18 protein-coding genes are annotated in these 18,538 nt (G+C 70.1%); 8 read left to right on the top strand and 10 right to left on the bottom strand.

Annotated elements, in window-relative coordinates; translation table 11 throughout:
• The first annotated feature begins 92 nt into the window (after nucleotides 1-92).
• The 5 genes from ACFXIV_RS44960 (at nucleotide 93) to ACFXIV_RS44940 (ending at nucleotide 5,704) form a co-directional block, all read left to right on the top strand.
• Nucleotides 93-1,091, top strand: a complete 999-nt coding sequence (locus ACFXIV_RS44960; protein WP_379403573.1) for an LLM class flavin-dependent oxidoreductase — start codon at nucleotides 93-95, stop codon at nucleotides 1,089-1,091.
• A 73-nt stretch (nucleotides 1,092-1,164) separates the two neighbouring features.
• A complete protein-coding gene (locus ACFXIV_RS44955; RefSeq protein ID WP_379403574.1) occupies nucleotides 1,165-2,436 on the top strand; it encodes a condensation domain-containing protein in 1,272 nt (423 codons plus the stop codon).
• The gene (locus ACFXIV_RS44950; RefSeq protein WP_379403575.1) at nucleotides 2,433-3,683 is read left to right on the top strand and encodes a glycosyltransferase; all 1,251 of its coding nucleotides are present in this window, start codon (nucleotides 2,433-2,435) and stop codon (nucleotides 3,681-3,683) included. The genes ACFXIV_RS44955 and ACFXIV_RS44950 overlap by 4 nt, the downstream gene beginning before the upstream one ends.
• A gap of 162 nt (nucleotides 3,684-3,845) precedes the next feature.
• Nucleotides 3,846-5,009 (top strand): MlaD family protein, encoded by a 1,164-nt coding sequence (locus ACFXIV_RS44945; protein ID WP_379403604.1) that lies wholly within the window; start codon nucleotides 3,846-3,848, stop codon nucleotides 5,007-5,009.
• Between the two features lie 179 nt (nucleotides 5,010-5,188).
• Nucleotides 5,189-5,704: a L,D-transpeptidase gene (locus tag ACFXIV_RS44940; protein WP_354846312.1), complete on the top strand. Its 516-nt coding sequence runs from the start codon at nucleotides 5,189-5,191 to the stop codon at nucleotides 5,702-5,704.
• Between the two features lie 89 nt (nucleotides 5,705-5,793).
• Here the strand turns inward: ACFXIV_RS44940 and ACFXIV_RS44935 are convergent, their stop codons facing one another.
• A complete protein-coding gene (locus tag ACFXIV_RS44935) occupies nucleotides 5,794-6,192 on the bottom strand; it encodes an SgcJ/EcaC family oxidoreductase (RefSeq protein WP_379403576.1) in 399 nt (132 codons plus the stop codon).
• Here ACFXIV_RS44935 and ACFXIV_RS44930 point away from each other — a divergent pair.
• The gene (locus tag ACFXIV_RS44930; RefSeq protein ID WP_379403577.1) at nucleotides 6,191-7,282 is read left to right on the top strand and encodes a sigma-70 family RNA polymerase sigma factor; all 1,092 of its coding nucleotides are present in this window, start codon (nucleotides 6,191-6,193) and stop codon (nucleotides 7,280-7,282) included. The genes ACFXIV_RS44935 and ACFXIV_RS44930 overlap by 2 nt on opposite strands.
• Nucleotides 7,283-7,285: 3 nt before the next feature.
• Here the strand turns inward: ACFXIV_RS44930 and ACFXIV_RS44925 are convergent, their stop codons facing one another.
• Nucleotides 7,286-10,303, bottom strand: coding sequence for a helix-turn-helix transcriptional regulator (locus ACFXIV_RS44925; protein WP_379421461.1), 3,018 nt, complete (start codon nucleotides 10,301-10,303; stop codon nucleotides 7,286-7,288).
• 120 nt (nucleotides 10,304-10,423) lie between these two features.
• On the opposite strand from ACFXIV_RS44925, the gene ACFXIV_RS44920 reads away from it, so the two are divergent.
• Complete coding sequence (locus ACFXIV_RS44920; protein ID WP_379403579.1) at nucleotides 10,424-11,002, top strand: hypothetical protein; 579 nt, start codon at nucleotides 10,424-10,426, stop codon at nucleotides 11,000-11,002.
• Nucleotides 11,003-11,040: 38 nt separating this feature from the next.
• On the opposite strand, the gene ACFXIV_RS44915 is transcribed toward ACFXIV_RS44920, so the two are convergent.
• Nucleotides 11,041-11,670, bottom strand: coding sequence for a TetR/AcrR family transcriptional regulator (locus tag ACFXIV_RS44915; protein WP_379403580.1), 630 nt, complete (start codon nucleotides 11,668-11,670; stop codon nucleotides 11,041-11,043).
• A gap of 159 nt (nucleotides 11,671-11,829) precedes the next feature.
• Here ACFXIV_RS44915 and ACFXIV_RS44910 point away from each other — a divergent pair, with 159 nt between their 5' ends.
• Complete coding sequence (locus ACFXIV_RS44910) at nucleotides 11,830-13,089, top strand: PucR family transcriptional regulator (RefSeq protein WP_379403581.1); 1,260 nt, start codon at nucleotides 11,830-11,832, stop codon at nucleotides 13,087-13,089.
• Here ACFXIV_RS44910 and ACFXIV_RS44905 read toward each other — a convergent pair.
• From ACFXIV_RS44905 to ACFXIV_RS44875, 7 genes are all read right to left on the bottom strand, one after another.
• Nucleotides 13,020-14,345: a lipase family protein gene (locus ACFXIV_RS44905; RefSeq protein WP_379403582.1), complete on the bottom strand. Its 1,326-nt coding sequence runs from the start codon at nucleotides 14,343-14,345 to the stop codon at nucleotides 13,020-13,022. The two genes, ACFXIV_RS44910 and ACFXIV_RS44905, sit on opposite strands and share 70 nt — an antisense overlap.
• A 93-nt stretch (nucleotides 14,346-14,438) precedes the next feature.
• Entirely contained in the window at nucleotides 14,439-15,500 is a 1,062-nt protein-coding gene (locus ACFXIV_RS44900) for an esterase/lipase family protein (RefSeq protein WP_379403583.1), read from the bottom strand.
• A gap of 150 nt (nucleotides 15,501-15,650) precedes the next feature.
• Entirely contained in the window at nucleotides 15,651-16,307 is a 657-nt protein-coding gene (locus ACFXIV_RS44895; protein ID WP_379385237.1) for a TetR/AcrR family transcriptional regulator, read from the bottom strand.
• A gap of 33 nt (nucleotides 16,308-16,340) precedes the next feature.
• Nucleotides 16,341-16,490, bottom strand: coding sequence for a hypothetical protein (locus ACFXIV_RS44890; protein ID WP_379403584.1), 150 nt, complete (start codon nucleotides 16,488-16,490; stop codon nucleotides 16,341-16,343).
• Nucleotides 16,491-16,903: 413 nt separating this feature from the next.
• Entirely contained in the window at nucleotides 16,904-17,161 is a 258-nt protein-coding gene (locus tag ACFXIV_RS44885) for an Ada metal-binding domain-containing protein (protein WP_357002419.1), read from the bottom strand.
• Nucleotides 17,162-17,173: 12 nt separating this feature from the next.
• A complete protein-coding gene (locus ACFXIV_RS44880; RefSeq protein WP_379403585.1) occupies nucleotides 17,174-17,899 on the bottom strand; it encodes a 2OG-Fe(II) oxygenase in 726 nt (241 codons plus the stop codon).
• Nucleotides 17,896-18,381: a methylated-DNA--[protein]-cysteine S-methyltransferase gene (locus ACFXIV_RS44875; RefSeq protein ID WP_379403586.1), complete on the bottom strand. Its 486-nt coding sequence runs from the start codon at nucleotides 18,379-18,381 to the stop codon at nucleotides 17,896-17,898. Before ACFXIV_RS44875 ends, ACFXIV_RS44880 begins: the two co-directional genes overlap by 4 nt.
• Between the last annotated feature and the right edge of the window lie 157 nt (nucleotides 18,382-18,538).

The following is an 18,538-nucleotide window of genomic DNA, read 5'->3' as shown; positions in this document are numbered from 1 at the left end:
CCTCTCGCGGTGGTCGCGGGCCCGCGCCGAGTACCTGGCTGGGGCGGCGAAGAGTATTGCCGGACAGCGGTTTCGGCGTCGATATTGGCTGAATGAACGTGGTGGCCGCGCTCCGGCTCAATATGACCAATGTCAACGACCCGGCGGCCGGGCATCGCGAGCGGTACCGGACCGCGCTGGAGATGGCGGAGTACGCCGATCGGGTCGGGTTCACGGTCGTCAATTGCGAAGAGCACCACGGCTCGGGGACCGGGTGGCTGCCCGCGCCGCTGCTGCTGGCCGCCGCGGTGGCGGCGCGGACCGAGCGGATGCGGATCAGCATCGGCGCGCTGCTGGTGCCGCTTTACGAGCCGGTGCGGCTGGCCGAGGAGCTGGCGGTGCTGGACAATCTGTGCGGCGGGCGGCTGACCGTGGTCGCCGGAATCGGTTACCGGCCCGAGGAATACGCCGCGCTGGGCCGGGATTTCACGCGTCGGGGCAAGCTCATGGACGAGGCCCTGGAGATCATGATCGCGGCCTGGCGGGACGAACCCATCCAGATCCATGGGCAACCGTTCGACGTCACGCCCAAGCCCTGCAGCACACCCCATCCGCAACTCCTCATCGCCGGGATGAGCGCGGCGGCCGCGCGCCGGGCGGCGCGGTTCGGGCTGCCGCTGTCGCTGCCGATGGCCATGCCGGAGGTGGAGGAGCTCTATCACCGGGAGCTGGCGCGTTGCGGCACAGCGGGTTTCGTCCACAAGCCCGAACCCGGCAGCAGACTAACCCTGCTCCACACCGATCCGGACGCGGCCTGGCACAGCTACGGCCCGCACATTCTGACCGAGATCCGCGAGTACGCGTCGTGGCGGCGGGACGGGGTGCCGCGCCCGCACGAGACGGTGCCGGATTCGGTGGATGCGCTGCGGGCGCACGGTTACCTGGAGATCCTCACCCCCGGCGAGCTGCGGGACCAGATCGCGGGCGGCCGTACCGAAATCCTGATCAACCCCCTGATCGGCGGGCTGCCGATCGAGGAGGGCTGGGCCGCCCTGCGCCTGCTCGGCGACGAGGTGCTCTCACGCATCGAGCTCGCTCCCGCCCTCGGCTAGCCCACCGGCATCGCCCGATCGCCCTGGCCCACACCAATTTTCGCCTTCGAAGTACCCGATCGCTAGGACAAGCATGACCGATCTGCGCCCCGGCCGGCTCACGGCCGCCGCCAAGAAATTCCTGACCTGGGACCCCGACCCGGCCGTCTTCGGTGTCACCATTCCCTGCCCGGTGCCGGTGGCGATGGGGCTGGAAGAGGTTCAGCGGCTGGTCAATACCCTGATCGACACGCACGAGGCCCTGCGCAGTCGCTACAGCTACGGCGAGGGCGCGGCCTGCGAGATCGAACCCGAATCCGGTGGCGTCATCGACCCGGCCCGCGTCGACGTGCGGACCATCGATATCGAGAGCCTCGACCCCGGCGCGCTCATGGAGCTGATCGACGCGGAGTCCGCCCGGGCCAACCTGCGGCTGGATCCGCCCGCCGGGAAGGTCGTCACCGCGGTACTGCTCACCCGCTCCTACGACGTGAACATTCTGCTGTTCACCGCCCACCACGTCGCCATCGACGGTGTCGCCATGTGGGTGCTGTGGGACGACATCGCCACCTATGTCCGGCAATGGGAAGCGGGAGAGGCGATCTCGCTGGCGCCCGAGACCACCACCGGCTCGGAGTGGGCGGAGTTCCTCGACGGCCACGCGCCCACCCGGGTGGGTGAGCGGGACTACTGGCTGGCGGCTTCCGACAGCGAACCCAATCAGCAGATCCGTTCGGCCACACCGAAATCGGCACATTTCGACGGCGTCATCGACGGCGCGCTGGCCCAGCGGCTGCTGGTGGAGCTGCCCGCGGCCTACGACGCCAGCTACACCCGGATCCTGCTCGTGGCACTGGGATTGGCCATCGAGGACGCCACCGGCGTGGCACGGCCCATTCAGGTGCAGAAACACGGCCGCTACAGCCGCCTGCGGCCGGGCACCGACCTGTCGCGCACGGTCGCCTGGATCTCCGACGACTACCCCTGGCTGCTGCGGCCGGTATCGGGCGGCCTCGAGACGCGCCTGCGCGACGCCATCGCCACCTATCCGCCGCACCCGGAGGACTTCACCCTGCTGTGCTGGCATCACCCCGAAAGCTGGCCGCATTTCCTGACCTTCAACTTCCCCAAGTTCTACTTCAATTTCCTCGGCGATGTGGGCGTGTGGATTCCGGACGCGCAGTCGCGCGAACAGTCCCGGCTGACCATGTTCGATCTGAGCATATTCCTCGGCACCAGCAAGCCCGAAGGCGTTGAGCAGGTGCACTATTCGGTGCACTCGCCCGACGGCGGACTGGGGGCCGAGCGGATGCGGGCCATCGTCACCCGGTGGCTGTCGATCCTCGAGACCGTGGAGGTGCGATGAGCAGGATCATCCTGGTCGGCATCGGCAGCCGCGGTGACATCGCCCCGCTGACGGGACTGGGCGTGGGCCTGCGCGACGCCGGGCACGAGGTCGTGGTGGCCTCGCATTGGATGTTCGCCGAGCAGATCACCGGGTGCGGGCTCGAATTCCGGCAGATGCCGCTCAATATCGACATCGATATGACCGACACCGATATCAACCGGCTCGCGGCAGGCTGGAAGTTCTCCTCCCCCAGCGGCGTTCGCAGCATGGGACTCGGCATGATCGAGACGCTGCTCGACGAACCCGCCGACGTGCTGCTGCTGCCGCCGCCCACCGAGTACGCGGGCCTGCCGCTGGCCGAGGCCAAGGGCATCCCCTCGATCGGTCTGCGATTCCAGCCGCTGTCCGCGACCGCCGCCCACGCCCCGGCGGCCCTGGGCGCCTACGACTTCGGCGCCCGCGGCAACCGGCTGGCCGGCGAGTTCGGCGCCTGGTTCAACGACCGCTTCTACGCCGGCACCATCGCCGGGTTCCGCCGCGCACTCGGACTCCCGCCGATCTCGGCCTTCGACCTGCGCCGCGGCCGGACCGCGGCCGAATGGCCCATCCTGAACGGCTTTTCGCCCAGTGTCGTGCCGCGCCCGGGCGATTGGCGGCCCGGCCTGGAGGTGACGGGGTACTGGTGGCCGCCGCGCCCCGACGACTGGCAACCGCCCGCCGACCTGGTCGACTTCCTCGACGCCGGACCGGCTCCGGTCTTCCTCGGCTTCGGCAGCATGGTCGACAGCGCCGCGGGCAGCGCCAGGATGTCGGCGATCATCGGCGCCGCGCTGCGGCGGGCGGGCGTGCGCGGCATCGTGCAGACCGGCTGGCTGCAACTCGATGTCGCCGGCGACGATGTACTGACCATCGGTGAGGTGCCGCACGATTGGCTGTTCCCGCGCATGTCGGCGCTGGTCCACCACTGCGGCGCCGGAACCACGGCCGCGGGCCTGCGCGCGGGCGTGCCGGCCATCGGCGCGCCGGTGTACGCCGACCAGCCGTTCTGGGCGCAACGCCTGATCGATGTCGGCGTCAGCCCGGCCACCATCCCCTACTCGAAGCTGTCCGAGGACCGGCTCACCGCCGCGCTGAAGCGCGCCACCACCGATACCGCCCTGCGCGACAATGCCACTCGGCTCGCCGCCCGGATCGCCGCGGAGGACGGCGTCGGCCTCGCCGTGAAGGCCGTCGAGGCCCACCTGGCCGCATACGGGACGGCCTGATCCACCACTCACCCTGTGCCCGAGGGCGGTCCGCCCCGCCCGGGCCCGCCCACGCCGGATTCCACGCCCCGACTGTGGTTAGATAGCGCGCAGTTTCGCCTGGTGTTTGCTATGCATCGATCCGATTAGCGCTGATCAGCGGTGGAGGCGGGCCATTTGAGCGTGCTGCACGGGCACAAGACACTGATCTCGAACCTTGCTCTGATCCTGCTACTCGCAGTCGGGGCGGCGTATCTGGCGATCCATGTGGCGCGGGTGCGCGCACCGGGCAGCACCTACACCGTCACCGTTCAGCTCGATCGCTCCGGCGGTTTGCAGGCGGGTAACGACGTCACCTGGCGCGGGTACCGGGTGGGATCGGTCAAGGCGATCCAGATCATCGGCGGCGGCGCCATGGTGTCGGCGGTCGCGGAAATCGACAAGCGGTACCGGATTCCGGCCGATACCCAGATCGCGGTCTCGGCGCTGTCGGCGGCGGGCGAGCAGTACATCGACTTCCGGCCCAACACCGACAATCCGCCCTATCTGCACGATGGGCAGGTGGTGCGGTTCAACCCCGGCAAGATCACCACACCGACACCCGTCTCCGAGACGCTGACGAACACCAGCGAGCTCATCGCGCAGATCGATCCGGACAAGCTGGCGGTGATCCTCGATAATCTGGACACCGCGCTCAGCGGCGGGCCCGATCAGCTGCGCGGACTCATCGACGGATTGAGCATCGCCACCACGGGTTTGGACAACCGGCTGCCGCAGACGGTCAGCCTCATCGAGAATCTGCGCGTCATCGCGGGCACCACCTCGCACGCGCAGCCCGATCTCGGCACGCTGACCCGCAATGCGTCGGTCGTGGTCGACCAGGCCCGCATCGCCGACGCCGAATTGCGGCAACTCCTCGACCGCGCACCCGGACAGCTGGGCATCGCCGATGCGGTACTGGACCGGAACATGGATCCGATCCACAGCCTGGCCACCACCATGTCCGCCATCGTGCGGGCCGCGCTGTTGCGGGTGCCCGCGCTGCGCGCCCTGTTCCCGGCGTTGGTAGTCGGCTCCTCCGCCATGGGCGTGCCCGCCCACGACGGCGAGTTCTACACCATCGTGGACGCCTGGCTGCGGCCGTGGTGCAACTATCCGACCCGGACCGTGCCCGCGTTCATCGCCACGGTGCCCGTCTTCAACAGCTGGAACTACTGCGACAATCCGCCCGACGACCAGCAGATTCGCGGATCCGCCAACGCGCCGCGCCCGGATGTCGCCAACAATGGCGCGCACCGGCCGACCGGAGTCGACCCGAATCAGCGCACGCTGCCACCTGTTCGGTGAATTCGGGCGTGTCGGCGCGCCTGTCGCGGTTTATCCCGCGAATCTCGATTTCCACCAGTCAGAATGATCACCGGTACCCAGTGGTCCCATGCTTGTGCCAACGAACAATGTCCCTTTGCCCTGAGAGCGGCATCGAACAGGGCGGCGGGCCAAGGTTAGGAGAGGGTCGAAACTCGATGATGAGCAGAAGTTCCCTCGGCTTGGCGGCGCGATCGGCGGTCATCGCCGGTGTGGCGGTCGCAGGATTCGCGGCGGCGCCCGCGCAAGCCGAACCATTGTGGCCCGGTGGTCCGGACGTACCCGGTGTTCCGGCGATCGTCCCCGGCATCGCACCCAGCGATGTCAACGCGCCGTGCCAGACGGCGGGCACTCGCGCCTGCCTCAAGCTCGGCAGCAACGAAGCGTGGCTGATGGACAACGGCAAGGTCGTCTTCGGCCCCACGCCCATCTCGCACGGCATGCCCGGATTCGAGACGCCGCCGGGCGTGTTCCATGTGTCGTTCAAGAAGCCGTTCCACTGGAGCACCATGCACAACGCTCCGATGGAATACGCGGTGTTCTTCAACGGGGACATCGCCTTCCACATCGGACCGGTGGACAAGAAATCGCACGGCTGCATCCGCATGACGCCGGATGGGGCGCGCGAGTTCTTCAACTATCTGAACCCGGGTGACACCGTCGAGGTCGTGCCGTAACGGCGACGCGAACGCGTGTGCGAGCCCCCTCCGGCGGCCTGTCCGGAGGGGGCTCGCTCATGTCCGGGACGCGCCGGACATTCGGGTGGCTACGCCGGGCAGTTGTGGTACGAGGTCACCAGCCAGCGGCCGTCACGCTGGATCAGGGCCCAGGTGGCCACGATCCAGCCGTCGGCCGGCGGCTCGGTCTCCCCGGCGGGCACCACCGCGCTGCGGCTGACCACGATGGCGGTGCCGGGGGCCGGGAAGCGGACCGACTGCGGTTCGTCGACGGTGTGCGAATCCCGCAGCGGGCCCGCGAAACCCGCGGCCATGGAGGTCCGGACCGCCTCGCGGCCCACGTTCACCACGCCCAGCACGACGGTGGTGGCGTCGGGGTCGTAGTCGGCGACGAAGGCATCCGCGTCATTGGCGGCCCAGGCGCGGTAGAGGTTGGTCAGGACGTCGAGGACGGCCTCGCGGTCGGTCTGTACGGCGGTGTCGGTCATGGTTTCCTCCTCGGATCGCGGCCGCGGTGAGCGGCTCACGAGTACCTACCGGCGGGCGGTGCCCGATTCATCGCCGCGGGTGTACAAAGTTCGGCAGGGCCTGGATTCGCGGAGCAGGGGCCCGGATTCGAGGAGCAAGAGCATGGCGAACGTGGACTTCGAGGCGGACACCGGCCGCTACCGACGGGAATTGCTCGCGCATTGCTATCGCATGCTCGGGTCGGTACAGGACGCCGAGGATCTGGTGCAGGAGACCTACCTGCGGGCCTGGCGGGCACGCGACAGCTACGACGAGAAGCGGGCCGGGATGCGGACCTGGCTGTACCGGATCGCGACCAATGCCTGCCTGACCGCGCTCGAACAGCGCGGTCGGCGGCCCATGCCCTCCGGACTCGGCCACGAACCCGGTGACGACCCGCGCGAGGCACTGGTGCACGGCGGGGAAATCCCTTGGCTGCAACCGATTCCGGACGCGCTGCTCGGCGATCCGTCGGAAGCCGCGGTGGCCCAGGGCAGTCTGCGGCTGGCGCTGGTCGCGGCCATGCAGCAGCTGCCCGCCCGGCAGCGGGCGGTGCTGGTGCTGCGCGAGGTGCTCGACTGGCCGGCCGCCGAGGTGGCGCGGGCGCTGGACATGACCCCGGCGGCGGTGAACAGCGCGCTGCAGCGGGCCCGGAAGACGCTGAGCCAGAGCGGTATTCGCGAGGACGAGGTGTCCGAGAGCGCCGAGCAGCGGGCCGTTGTCGACAGCTATGTCGCCGCGTTCCGCAATGCCGATCTGGCGGCGCTGGAGAAGCTGCTGTCCGACGACGTGATCATGGAGATGCCGCCCATGCTCAATTGGTACGTCGGGCGCGCGGACTACATCGGGTTCATGGCGCGTGTCTTCGACATCAACGGCAGCGATTGGCGCCTGGTGCCGATCGGGGCCAATGGCCAGCCGGCACTGGCGGCCTACGTCCGCGACGGCGACGGGTACGCCCTGCACACCCTGCAGGTCTTCACGATTCGCGACGGCCTGGTCACCAACCTGATCGCCTACCAGGTCGAGGAGATCTTCCGGCTCTTCGACCTGCCGGCCCGATTGCCCTGAGCCTCAGTCGTTGTCACCGGAGGATGCCAGCAGGCCGTGGTCGTGTGCGAAGGCCGCGGCCTCGGTCCGGCTGGCCACGCCGAGCTTGGTGAGAATCCTGGAGACGTGCACACCGGCGGTGTTGGCGCTGATGAACAGCTCGGCCGCCAGGCCGCGATTGCTCATGCCCTTGGCGACCAGCCGCAGCACCTCCAGCTCGCGCGGAGTCAGGCCGTGCCGGCCGGACACGGTGCCGCCGTGCGGTTTCGGCGCTTCCGCCGTTCGCCCGGCGGTGAGGCGGGCCCGGTCGGCCAGCCGTGCGGCCGCCTCCTGCAACGGCAGTGCACCCAGCCGGGCCGCGATCTCGGCGGCCTCGCGCACGGCCAGGTCTGCGGCCGCTCGATTCCCTTCGGCCGCATACGATTCCGCCGCTTCCAGGAATGCGGCGGCGATCTCGTACGGCCGTTCGACGGCGCGCCAGGCGGCGACCGCCTCCGACCAGCGCGCCGCCGAACCGGCCAGCCGCGCGGTGAAGACGGCGCGATAGGCGGCATCGACCGGCGACACCGCGGGCAGCGTGTCACCCAGCGCGAGCAGTTCCGCGGGCGCTCCGGCGGTTCGGGCGGCCAGCGCCACCAGCGGCCATGCGTCGTGCGGATGCGCGAACAGGGTTGCGGCACCGTCGCCTTGGGCGAGCACGCCGGCCAGCACCGCCGCCGCCCCGGTCTCGTCGCCCGCCGCCGAGTCCACGGCGCAGGTCAATGCGACGAGTTCGAGCCGATATTGCGCGGCCCACCGGCTGTCACCCAGCAACCGCCCGGCCTCGGCCGCCGCTTCCCGCGCCGCGCCGATGTTCCCTTCCGCCAGGGAGATTCGCGCGAGACACAGGGTCAGCGCCGCCCGGCTGAGCGGCGGCAACTGGTCGAACTGCGTCTCGTCGACCACGGCCCGGGCCTCGTCCCAGCGGCCGAGCGCGGCGAGCGCCTGCGCCCATTTGACGAACAGGATCGGTGCGGACTCGGAGAACCGGAACGACTCGTGCGCGGCCCGCAGTCCCTGCCGGACGGCGGCGATGGCGGCTTCGTACCGCCCGGCCGCGACCAGCACCGCCGATTCCCAGGTGGCGACATCCACCACGATCCGCGCGTCCCCGGCCGCGGCTGCCGCCCGGTGCGCTTCGGCGAAATGATCCAGCGCCCAGTCGGTTTCGTCCGCGACCGCCGATTCCGGCCCGGATGAACCATCCCCCGCCACCTCCGCCGCGGCGGCCCCCGCCAGCCCGAGATGGGCGTGCGCCCGCGCCACGAGGGCGTCCGCCCCCAGTCGCTGGGCAATAACCAACGCGGCACGGGCGTCCGACGCCGACCCGGCGGCGTCCCCTCGGAAGATCCGCGCGGAGGCCGATTGCACCAGCGCCTCCGCCCGCTCCGCACCGGCACCCGCCACCGGCAACAGCTGCAGTGCCCGCGCCAGATCCGTTCCCGGTCCGGCCCCGGTGGTCCCCCGCAGGTACGCCCGCCGCCGATACATGCGCGCCACCCGCTCGACCTCGCACCGGTCGGCGGCCGCATCGGCGGCGCGCTCGCCGTCGTCCCGGCCGGCCGAGCGGCGGCCCGACCTCGACTCGGTACTTCCGGTGGCGGACTCGGCCGGGGCGATGTCGCCGGTGGGGTCGAGCAGGGCCAGCGCCGCGTCGGCGGCGGCGATGCCGCGCTCGGTCGCGCCGCAGGCCACGGCGACGTCGACGATCTGTTCCAGGACAGCCAGTTTCGTGGTGGGCAGGATCTGCTCGGCAGCGGGCACCCGATCCCAGAGGACGAGGATCTGTTCGAGGAGCCGGAGGCGTTCCGGGTGGGTGGCGGGGACGGCGGTGGCGGCCGACCAGTAGGCACGCAGGGCCTGCTCCAGATCCCCGGCGGCGCGGGCGTGGCGGGCCAGGTCGGCGCGGGATTCGGCGTCGAGGGCCTCGCCGCGGGCGCGCAGCGCCGCGGCCGCGCGGGCGTGCAGGCGGGTGCGCTCACCGGGCAGCAGCCGATCGTAGATGGCCTGGCGGATGAGGCCGTGCCGGAATTCGTAGCCGGTCTCGGTGGTGTGCAGCAGGTGGCGGTCGACCAATTCCCGTAGGGCGCGGTCCAGTTCGTCCGGGGGTAGGTCGACGATGGCGGCCAGCAGTTCGTGGTGGATCGGGGAACCGAGGACGGCGGCCGGGGGGACCACGGCGAGAGCGTCTGCGGAGAGGCCGGATTGGAAGCCGAGCAGCAGATCGGTCAGGTCGGCGGGCAGCTGGTCGGGGCACTGGCCGAGCGCCTCGACGAACAGCGGGTTGCCGCCGCTGCGTTCGAAAACCTTGGTGATGAGCCGGGGTTCGGGCTCGCGGGCGAGCAGGGCGGCGAGCTGGCGGCCCACCTCATGGCGAGTCAGCGGGTGCAGTTCCAGCACCCGCACGCCCGGATTGCGGCGCAGTTCGGCGACCAGGCCGCGCAGCGGTCCGGCCTCGCCGGGACGGTAGGTGCCGACCAGCAGGGCGTCCGCGTCGGCGAGATTGGCGGCCAGGAAGGTGAGCAGTTCACGGCTGGCGTCATCGGCCCAGTGCAGATCCTCGAGGATGAGCACCACCGGCCGGGTCATGGCCAGCTGCTCCAGCAGCGTGAGGATTTCGCCGAACAGGCGGATGCGGTCGGCCTCCGGGGCGGCGCCGCCGGTGTGAACGGCCAACTGCGGCAGCCAGTTCGCCAGCGCCGGATGCGGCGGCAGCAGCGTGGCCACCGCCTCGCCGCCGAGCTGCCGCACGAGCCCGCGCAGCACCGCCAGAAACGGCGCGTAGGCCACGCCCCCGGTCCCCAGCTCCGGGCAGCGACCGAGCAGCACCATCGCGCGAGAGTCCAAACGCTCGGTGAACTCCCCCACCAGCCGGGATTTCCCGATCCCGGCCTCCCCCGCGATCAACACCGTCTGTGTACCGGGATCACCCACCGCCTCGACCAGCGCGGACACCTCTGCCGCCCGCCCTACGAGGACACTGCTGCCGGGAAAACTCACCACTCCCTGATCATGCCGTGACTGTCACAATTCGCCCACTCGACAGGCCATTTCGCACCCCGTTCACAGCTTCGGGCAGCTTATAGTGCACGCGGCGCTAACGCGTGAGCTATCGGTATGTGGATGGGCAGGAATGACAGTCGAGAACCCGGCGGTGGTGTCGGTGCACGGATTGTGGGCCGCGGCGGATCCCGGCGATCGGCGGCGTTGGTGGCCGGGCTCTACCGCGACCTCCGGACCGCGGCCACCGCGACCGAGAACGCCACCGACTCGGAAACCGAGATCACCGTCGCGGGCAGCTGGAGCGACCCGTGCGGACCGGACTGCACCGCGATCGAAACCCTGACCAGCGCACGGCAACCCTTCGGCACGGCGGCGATCCCCGCGTCGCACCCGGACGACATCTCCGTGTGGTACCAGATGGTGCTCACTGTCAACGGGATCGTCATGCCCACACCGCTGTGTACCGGCGTCCAGCCGATGCCGGGAAACGGAACGGCGACGGTGTCCTGCCCGTTCACCATCGACGCGGACGGCGGCACCGTCGACGCTGTCCTGAAGAACCACCCGCTGATGGGCCGGGCCCGCGCCGACGCCCTCGTGAGCACCGTCGACAGCAATGCCGGACGCAGCCGGGACAAGACCGCATGCCCGGTGGTGCAGGTCGAGGGCACGGCCTTCTGGACCAAGCCCGGCTGCTGATCGTGCGCGGGCCCGAACCCGAAGGGCCTCACCGCTGATCAGGGTTTGGTCAGGAAGCCCTCCACAGTCCGGCGCACCTTCGACACCGCACTGTCGTCCCCCAGACGCAGTGCGGTATTCGCTGCTGCGAGCACCGCGTCGATCTGGAAGGCCGCCAGATCGGCGTCCAGAGCGGCGATTTCGCCGTGGTCGCAGGCGTAGGACAGCTCACCGGCCAGCAGGTCGAGCCAGTCCTGCTGATTGGCCACCAGCGCGTCGCGCACCGGCCCGGGGCGGCTGTCGAATTCGGCCAGGTTCGCGGACTGGAAGCAGCCGCCCTCGAAGCAGGGGCCGGCGGCGTAGTCGATCCACAGCTCGATCAGGGCCCGCAGGCGTTCGGCGCCACGGGGTTTCGCCCGGGCGGGCCGGGTGACGGTGTCGACGAAGACCGTGCGGAAGTAGTCGATGGTGGCGAGCTGCAGGGCTTCCTTGGTGCGGAACAGGGTTTGGATGCCCGCCTTGCTGAGGCCGGTGTCGGTGGCCAGGCGACCGAAGCTCAAGCCCTCTAGGCTGTCCAGCGAGGCGATGTCCACGGCCCGGCCGAGCACCACCTTGCGGGTGCGCGAGCCGCGCAGCAGTCGCTTGTCGGTGATCTCGGTGGCGTCCGCTGCCGGAACCGGGCTTTCCATACGGCCGATCGTACTCCTGACCCGCGCCGGAAAACGTCCTGACAATGGGCCGTGCACGGCGGAAGAGGTCAATCGATATTGCCGCGCCAGGTGACCCACGCTACTGTTACGGGCCAGTAGGAACGCTGGCGTTCCCAGACAGCTGTGGAGGATTCGCGCATGATCAAGGCAACGCAACCCCTCACGGCCGCACCGATTTCCGGACCGCTGCGCGATGCGCGCGGCCTGTCCGCCGCCCTGGTCGCGCACTTCGCCGAACACGTGGCCCGCTGCGGCACCCTGCCCGGGGACGCGCTGCGCGGGGAGGTCACCGCCGTCACCCGCACCTGCCTGGAACTCGCGGCCGGGGTGCTGGAGGGCCGTGACGTGAGCGCCAAGGTCGAACGGTTGCAGCGCGCGGGCGCGGACTGGGCGCGCGAGGGTATTCCCATCGGGACCATCCACCGCGCCGTGCACGACGGCTTCGCCGTGGGTTTCGATCTCATCGTGGACGCCACCGGGCCCGAGGACTACGCCCGGCTCGCGGTCACCGCCCGCCGGCTGTTCGAGGTGCTGGCCATCGTGGATTCGGCGTTCGCGGTCTCCTATGTGCGCGAGCACCGGGCGGTGGTAGCCGAGCATCACACCGCGGTGCACACGGTGGCGTCGGCCCTACTGGCCGGGCACCCCGCCTCGACCATGGCCCGCGCCGGCGGCATCGAGATCGACGAGTCGTATTACGTGCTGGCACTGAGCATTCCGTCGCATCCCGGCGAGGACGATCCCCGGGTGGACGGTGAGGTGGTGGCCCGCCGCAAGCTGCGGCGGGTCCAGTCCGAGCTGGCCCGCGGCGGTCGGGGCCGGGCGCTGTCGCTGCTCAGCGCCGACGGCGGCACGGTGCTGCTGCCCGCGGCCGAGGTGACGCCCGCCGAACTCGGCGACCTGGTCGACGGATTGTCCACGGCCGCACAGGTTCCGGTGACCGCCACCGTCATCCACACCGAGACGCATCGCATTCCGGAGGCCGCCGAGCAGGCGCACGAGCTGCTGGACATGGTGCACCGCCTGGAGTGCGCGCCCGGCCTGCACCGCTTCGACGACCTGGCCATGGAGTACCAGCTGACCCGGCCGGGCCCGGCCCGCGAATACCTCGGCACCCTGCTCGATCCGCTCGACGCCTACCCGGAGCTGCTGGAAACCCTGCGCCGCCACATCGGCAACGACCTGAGCCGACGGCATACGGCGCGCGTGCTGGGCGTGCACACCAATACCGTCGACAATCGGCTCAAACGGATCGGGCAGCTCACCGGATTCGATCCGGCCCAGCCGTCCGGGCTGTGGTATCTGCGGTCCGCGCTGGTGGCGCGCAGCTATCGGAAGTCCGAGCGGGTGCGGATCGGGCGGCCGGACACCATGGTCGCCAGCAGCGCGGCGAAGTGACGGTGCTCGGACAGGGCGCGCCGCGAGGCGGCCACCGACCAGACGGTGCGCACCTCCGACGGCGGCAGCGGTCGGTCGGCCAGGCGGTCGGCCAGCCAGTCCACCATCACCGGAATCGCGATGAACTGCAAGGGAAGATGCGTGCTGAGCCGGTCGCGGAGATAGCGGACATGCGCGCCGCGGGCGTGATAGCGCCGCACGTGCGCATCGACATCGGCGACCGCGATCACCTCGTCGTTGACGCCCTGGACCACGAACAGCGGCATGGCGGGAGCCTGCGCGCCCGGCTGGATGTCGTCGAGCACCGCCCGCATCTCGGGCCGGGTCAGCAGCGCGCCGAGGCCACCTTTGATGTGCCGGTTGGCATTTCGGCCGGCATAGCGGGCCAGCAGCGGGAACGTCGCGATCGATTCGGCGCGGTCGAGCAGTTCGAGGTACTCCGCCGACACCAGACCCTGCACGCAGCCGTCCAGTTCCGGGTAGGCGCGGCGCAGCCCGGAGGTGAACACCATCGCGAATCCCGCGAAGGGAGAACCGTTCAGGCGCACGAAGGCCGAGGCGGGATCGCCCACGGGTGAGCCCGCGACCGCGCCCACGATATCGAGTTCGGGGGCGTAGCTCGCGGCGAGTTCGGCCGCCCACACCGTGGCCAGACCGCCGCCGGAGTAGCCCCACAGGCCGATTCGGGTGCGCGGATGCAGGCTCAGCGGCGCGAAGCGCAGGGCGGCGCGCAGTCCGTCGAGGGCGCGGTGGCCGGGCTCGCGGGCCGCGCCGAAGTGGCCGTTGATGCCCTCGTGATCGGGCACCGAGACCGCCCAGCCGCGGGCCAGTGCGGCGGCGATGAGCGGGAACTCCACCTGCGGGATGGCGCCCAGCGCGCGGGCGCGGTGCTGTAAAGCGTAGGAGGGGAAGCATTTCGGCGCGACGGCGTCGATGGCGCACTGGAACGACACCAGCGGGCGGTCCGCGGACGGTTCCGCGTCCCAGGGCAGCAGGACGGTGGTGACCGTCGCCTCCGGCCGGCCGTTGAGATCGGTGCTGCGGTACAGCAACTGCCAGGCTCGGACGCGCTGCGGAATGCGCCCGAACAGGCCGAGCCGCACCGGCCGCGACCGCAGGATCGTGCCCGGCGCAACCGATCCCGGGTCGATCGGCGAACGGTAGAACGGATCCTCCCCGGGTAGTAGAGGATGCCCGCGCGGCAGGTCGGATTCCATTGCGAAACTGCCGGTTTCGACGGCATCGCCGATCGTCATCGTGGTCCCTTTCGGAGAGAAGCCAGAGGGCCGGGGCAAGTCCCCGGCCTCCCTCGTGCTGGTGATTCGGGAGCGAGAGCCCCCGGACGTCGCTCAGATGTGCCCGCTGCCGCCGATCATCCAGGGGTTGAAGGTGCAGACCAGGTCGGGATGGGCGGCCGGGTCCAGGGCGTGCAGCGCAATGGAGGCCGCCCGGGGCGAGTACATGATGGTGAGGTGATCGGAGATGTCCTCGGGGCAATCCTGTTGCAGCGTGATGTTTTCCACGGGGGCGTCGGGGCCCGGGGTGAGGAAGGTCCACTCGTAGGGGTTGGAGATCTCGTCGTGGGTGGTGCCGACGGCGGTGTACGCCACGCCGGGCACCGTGTCGCCGTCGGCATTCAGCTTGGCATAGAACGGCGAGCCGAGGACCTGCTCGGTATTGGCCTGGCCGATCAGCGGCTCGTAGAAGCCGAGGATGTTCAGGCCGAGATCGGTGATGATGCGCCCGAGGGTGGCGATGCCGAGCAACGAGGTGCCGTGGGTGGTCGCGCCGAAGCTGATGACCTTGCCGACTTTCCCGAGCCCGCCCTCGAATTTCAGGTACTGGCTGGTGACCGGTCCGCCCTGGGAGTGGGCGATGACGTCGACCGCGGGCGCGCCGGTGGCGGCCAGCACCCGATCGATGAACTGACCGAGCTGCCGGGCGGAGTCCTCCATCGGCCCGACACCGTAGCGGCCCGGCAGGATCGGCCCGACACCGCCGCCGCCCAGCGGCGTCTCACGGCCGAAATTGAAGGCGTAGACGCAGAATCCGGCGCGGGCGACCTGCGGGGACAGGAACGAGAAGCTGTCGTAGGTATTGAGCCAGGTGCCGTGCACCAGCACCACGGGATTGGGGTGCTCCGGGGTCGGTTTGCAGTTCCAGTCGTTGGATCCGGGCGGCGCGGCATCCGGGTGGGTCAGGCCGTAGCCGAAAGCGGCCAGGAAGGACGACATCTCCGGGCCCACGCCGACGGTGTCGGAGGCGGTGCTGACGGTCGCCGAGCCGGAACTGCTGCCGGAATCGGCGATGGAATCCGGCTCGGAGCGCGCCACGCCGGTCGAGAACGCGACCGCGAAGGCGGTGGCACTGGCGAATACGGCACTGCCGAGGGTACGGATGGTCGGCCTCATGAAATCTCCTACTGCGTCCAGCGGATCCGACCGAACGCGTCGAATCCGATTGCGACCGTAGGAGCGTGCTGTGGCCCGTGTCACGGGCGCTGTGCCAGGTGACAGCGCGGCCCGGCGTGGATGCCGGGCGATTGTGGCGACCAACAGCCGTCAGGGGGCCGGAGTGCTCACAATGGCCATGGCCGTGCGGGTGAACAACGGCGCCAGTTCGGGCAGCGCCTGGGCGCCCTTGGTGTGCAGGCAGGCGCGCACCCGATCGTCGATGCCGCCGAGCAGCATGTCGACCAGCTGCCGATCGGGTTCGGCGGTCAGATCGCCGTCGCGCACGCCGACCCGGGCCACCGCCATGATGTAGTCCGCGAATCGCTCATGGACGCGCAGCCGATGTTCCACCAATCCCGGTCCGGCCGCCAGGGTTTCGACATACAGTGCGCGGGCCGCACCGGGCTGCATGGACAGCACGCCGAGATAGATCTCGAAGGAAATCCGCACCCGGTCGGCGAAATTCACGCCTTCGAGGCCGGTGACGGTCTCCTGCAACTGTTCCAGTGCCGCGCCGACCGCGAGATCGTATGCGGCGGCGAAACATTCGTCCTTCCCGCCGAATACCGCGTAGAAAGTGCGGCGCGCCACCTGCGCGCGGGTCACGATATCGGCGACCGTGGTGGCCGCGAAGCCGAGCTCACCCACCGCCTCCAGCACGGCGGTGCACAGGCGCCGGTACTGCGAGGCCTCCACCTGTTCGCGGGTCAGCCCGTGCCGGCCACGCGGCAGCGGTCCCGGTTCACCGATGGTTTCCACACTCACGTCCCCAGAATAAGTTTCCACGTCACCGAGCGACTAACGGTCCAGCCAATACCAGGGCGGTTCATCCGCTGTTTCCTGTCCCGCCATCGTCGTCACGCCTTCCTGTTCGAGCAATTCGATCATGGTCGCGTCGTCGGCGTACTCGTCGATGACACCGATCAGTTCGTCCGAATGGCTCACCACCACCAGCTGGGTATCCTCGGCAGGCCAGGGTGCGGGTGCCGATCTGCGGTGCGCGGGCGGGGGCCGCGGTGTCGGTGCGCAGATGGCCGTAGAAGCGCCACGAGCGAATGCGCTCGCGCAGCGCCAGCAGGTCCGGCGCTCGTTGCGGATCGGCCGGCACGAGCGGGGTGTTCCGGCGAAGATGGTCGATTCGAGCCCGCCCTCGCAGGCCAGGCCGGCGACCGCGCCATATTCGGGCGAAGTCGGCGAGCGGGCGCAGGACGCGGTAGAGGCTGGATCTGCCGCTGCCATTGGCGCCGGTGACCACGTTCAGGCGGCCGAGCGGCACCCGCAGTTTGCGCAGGGACCGGCAGTTCTCCACGGCCAACGTGGTCAGCATGGGGTCCAGCGTATTAGCTACCAACCGGTCTCGATCAGTTGGTGAGTCCGGCCCGCCACTCCCGATAGGCCGACCGCGAGCACACCGCGCAGGGGCGATAGCCGGCCGCGACCGCGGTGGCCTCGTCCGCGAAGAAGACCCGGTGGGCGGTGTAGCCGCCGCGGGCGAGGGCGCGCAGCGCGGCCGGACAGTCCAGGCGGCCGTAGATCTTCAGGCGGCGATGGCCGCCCAGGACGCCGGGGGTCCGGCTGGCATACGGGCGGCCGTCCGCGCCGAGCAGGGTGTACGCCATCGCCCTCCCCTCTCAGGCGTCGTGGAAGACCAGGCCCAGGGTGTGGCGCTGACCGGACCGCACCAGGCTCACCCCGTGCCGCATGGGCGCGGCCGACCAGCCGCGTGTGCCGCGCACCGGGCGATCGCGGGTGGTGAAGATCAGGCCGTGCCCCTGCGGCAGCGCCATGGCCGCGCCGCGGGATTGCGCGCGCGGGCGCTGCTCGACCATGAGGAATTCACCACCGGTGTAGTCCACGCCCGGTGCGTCCAGACCGATCACGACCTGGAGCGGAAACACCATGTCGCCGAACAGGTCCCGGTGCAGGGCATTCCAGTCGCCGGGACCGTAGCGCAGCAAAATCTGCGAGCCCTTCACCTGACCGGCCCGATGACACTGGGCGATCCACTCGTCCAGGCGTTCCGGCCAGGTGCCGGGCCGGCCCAGCCGGGCGGCCCAATCCCGGGCTATGGGAAGCAGTTTCGGATACAGCGCCCACCGCAGCTCGGCCACGATCTTGGGGAGGTCATGGGTGAAGTAGCGGTATTCGCCCGAGCCGAAACGGTGGCGGGCCATGTCGACCGTCGAACGGAAATGCTCCTCCTCGTCGTAAAGCCCTGCGAGGGTCCGGCATTCGGCGGCGGTGAGCAGCGGACCGGTGAGCGCGTGGCCGTGGTCGTCGAGCTCACCGGCCAGGGCCGCCCATTCCTGCTGGGCGACCCGGCCGGCCCACACCGAGCCGAGGGCAGCGGTGGTCATGCGGCCCGCTCGAGGGCCAGCAGTTGCTGCTTGCGCTCCACTCCCCCGGCGTACCCGGTGAGCGAGCCGTCGGAGCCGATCACGCGGTGACAGGGTCGCACGATCAGCAGCGGATTCGCACCGATGGCCGAACCCACCGCGCGCACGGCTGCCCTGGGCGCGCCGATGCGCGCCGCGATCTCCCCGTAGGTGGTGGTGGTCCCGTAGGGGATCTCTTCCAGGGCACTCCACACGCGCCGCTGGAAATCGGTTCCGGCGCTGCCGAATCGGAGATCGAACTCGCTCCGCTCCCCGGCGAAGTAGGCGGTCAGCTGCCCCACCACCTCGGCGAACGCTTCGGCGTCCGCAGTCCACTCCCCCTCCACCAGGAGGCTCTTGCTCCCGGCCATCGACACCGCGGTCAGCTCCACCGAGTCGCCCCGCAGCTCCCCCACCAGCAGCAACTCTCCGACCGGGCTGGCCATCGTGGTGTACACGCGCATCGCTTCCTCCTTCGTCGCCTTCTCTCTTCCTCACCTACTCTGGTCCAGTCGATCCCCGATGACCGGCGGGAATCAGCCATCGCGCTGGCGGCATTCGGACAGACGTCAGCCCGGCCCGTGGCCCGGAACGGGAACATTTCTTCAATACCTCCGGCGG

Source organism: Nocardia sp. NPDC059236 (assembly GCF_042754085.1).
Lineage (GTDB): Bacteria > Actinomycetota > Actinomycetes > Mycobacteriales > Mycobacteriaceae > Nocardia.
The sequence above is the reverse complement of the archived record's forward strand: the minus strand, read 5'-3'. Positions and strand labels throughout refer to the sequence as shown.

Bases quoted from the DNA above. Each gene is read 5' to 3' on its own strand.
- ACFXIV_RS44885 (WP_357002419.1), bottom strand. From the start codon at position 17,161: ATGGCGTACACCCTGCTCGGCGCGGACGGCCGCCCGTATGCCAGCCGG.
- ACFXIV_RS44915 (WP_379403580.1), bottom strand. From the start codon at position 11,670: ATGGAAAGCCCGGTTCCGGCAGCGGACGCCACCGAGATCACCGACAAG.
- ACFXIV_RS44960 (WP_379403573.1), top strand. From the start codon at position 93: ATGAACGTGGTGGCCGCGCTCCGGCTCAATATGACCAATGTCAACGAC.
- ACFXIV_RS44880 (WP_379403585.1), bottom strand. From the start codon at position 17,899: ATGACCACCGCTGCCCTCGGCTCGGTGTGGGCCGGCCGGGTCGCCCAG.
- ACFXIV_RS44875 (WP_379403586.1), bottom strand. From the start codon at position 18,381: ATGCGCGTGTACACCACGATGGCCAGCCCGGTCGGAGAGTTGCTGCTG.
- ACFXIV_RS44920 (WP_379403579.1), top strand. From the start codon at position 10,424: ATGGGCAGGAATGACAGTCGAGAACCCGGCGGTGGTGTCGGTGCACGG.
- ACFXIV_RS44930 (WP_379403577.1), top strand. From the start codon at position 6,191: ATGGTTTCCTCCTCGGATCGCGGCCGCGGTGAGCGGCTCACGAGTACC.
- ACFXIV_RS44935 (WP_379403576.1), bottom strand. From the start codon at position 6,192: ATGACCGACACCGCCGTACAGACCGACCGCGAGGCCGTCCTCGACGTC.
- ACFXIV_RS44955 (WP_379403574.1), top strand. From the start codon at position 1,165: ATGACCGATCTGCGCCCCGGCCGGCTCACGGCCGCCGCCAAGAAATTC.
- ACFXIV_RS44905 (WP_379403582.1), bottom strand. From the start codon at position 14,345: ATGACGATCGGCGATGCCGTCGAAACCGGCAGTTTCGCAATGGAATCC.
- ACFXIV_RS44950 (WP_379403575.1), top strand. From the start codon at position 2,433: ATGAGCAGGATCATCCTGGTCGGCATCGGCAGCCGCGGTGACATCGCC.
- ACFXIV_RS44940 (WP_354846312.1), top strand. From the start codon at position 5,189: ATGAGCAGAAGTTCCCTCGGCTTGGCGGCGCGATCGGCGGTCATCGCC.
- ACFXIV_RS44910 (WP_379403581.1), top strand. From the start codon at position 11,830: ATGATCAAGGCAACGCAACCCCTCACGGCCGCACCGATTTCCGGACCG.
- ACFXIV_RS44900 (WP_379403583.1), bottom strand. From the start codon at position 15,500: ATGAGGCCGACCATCCGTACCCTCGGCAGTGCCGTATTCGCCAGTGCC.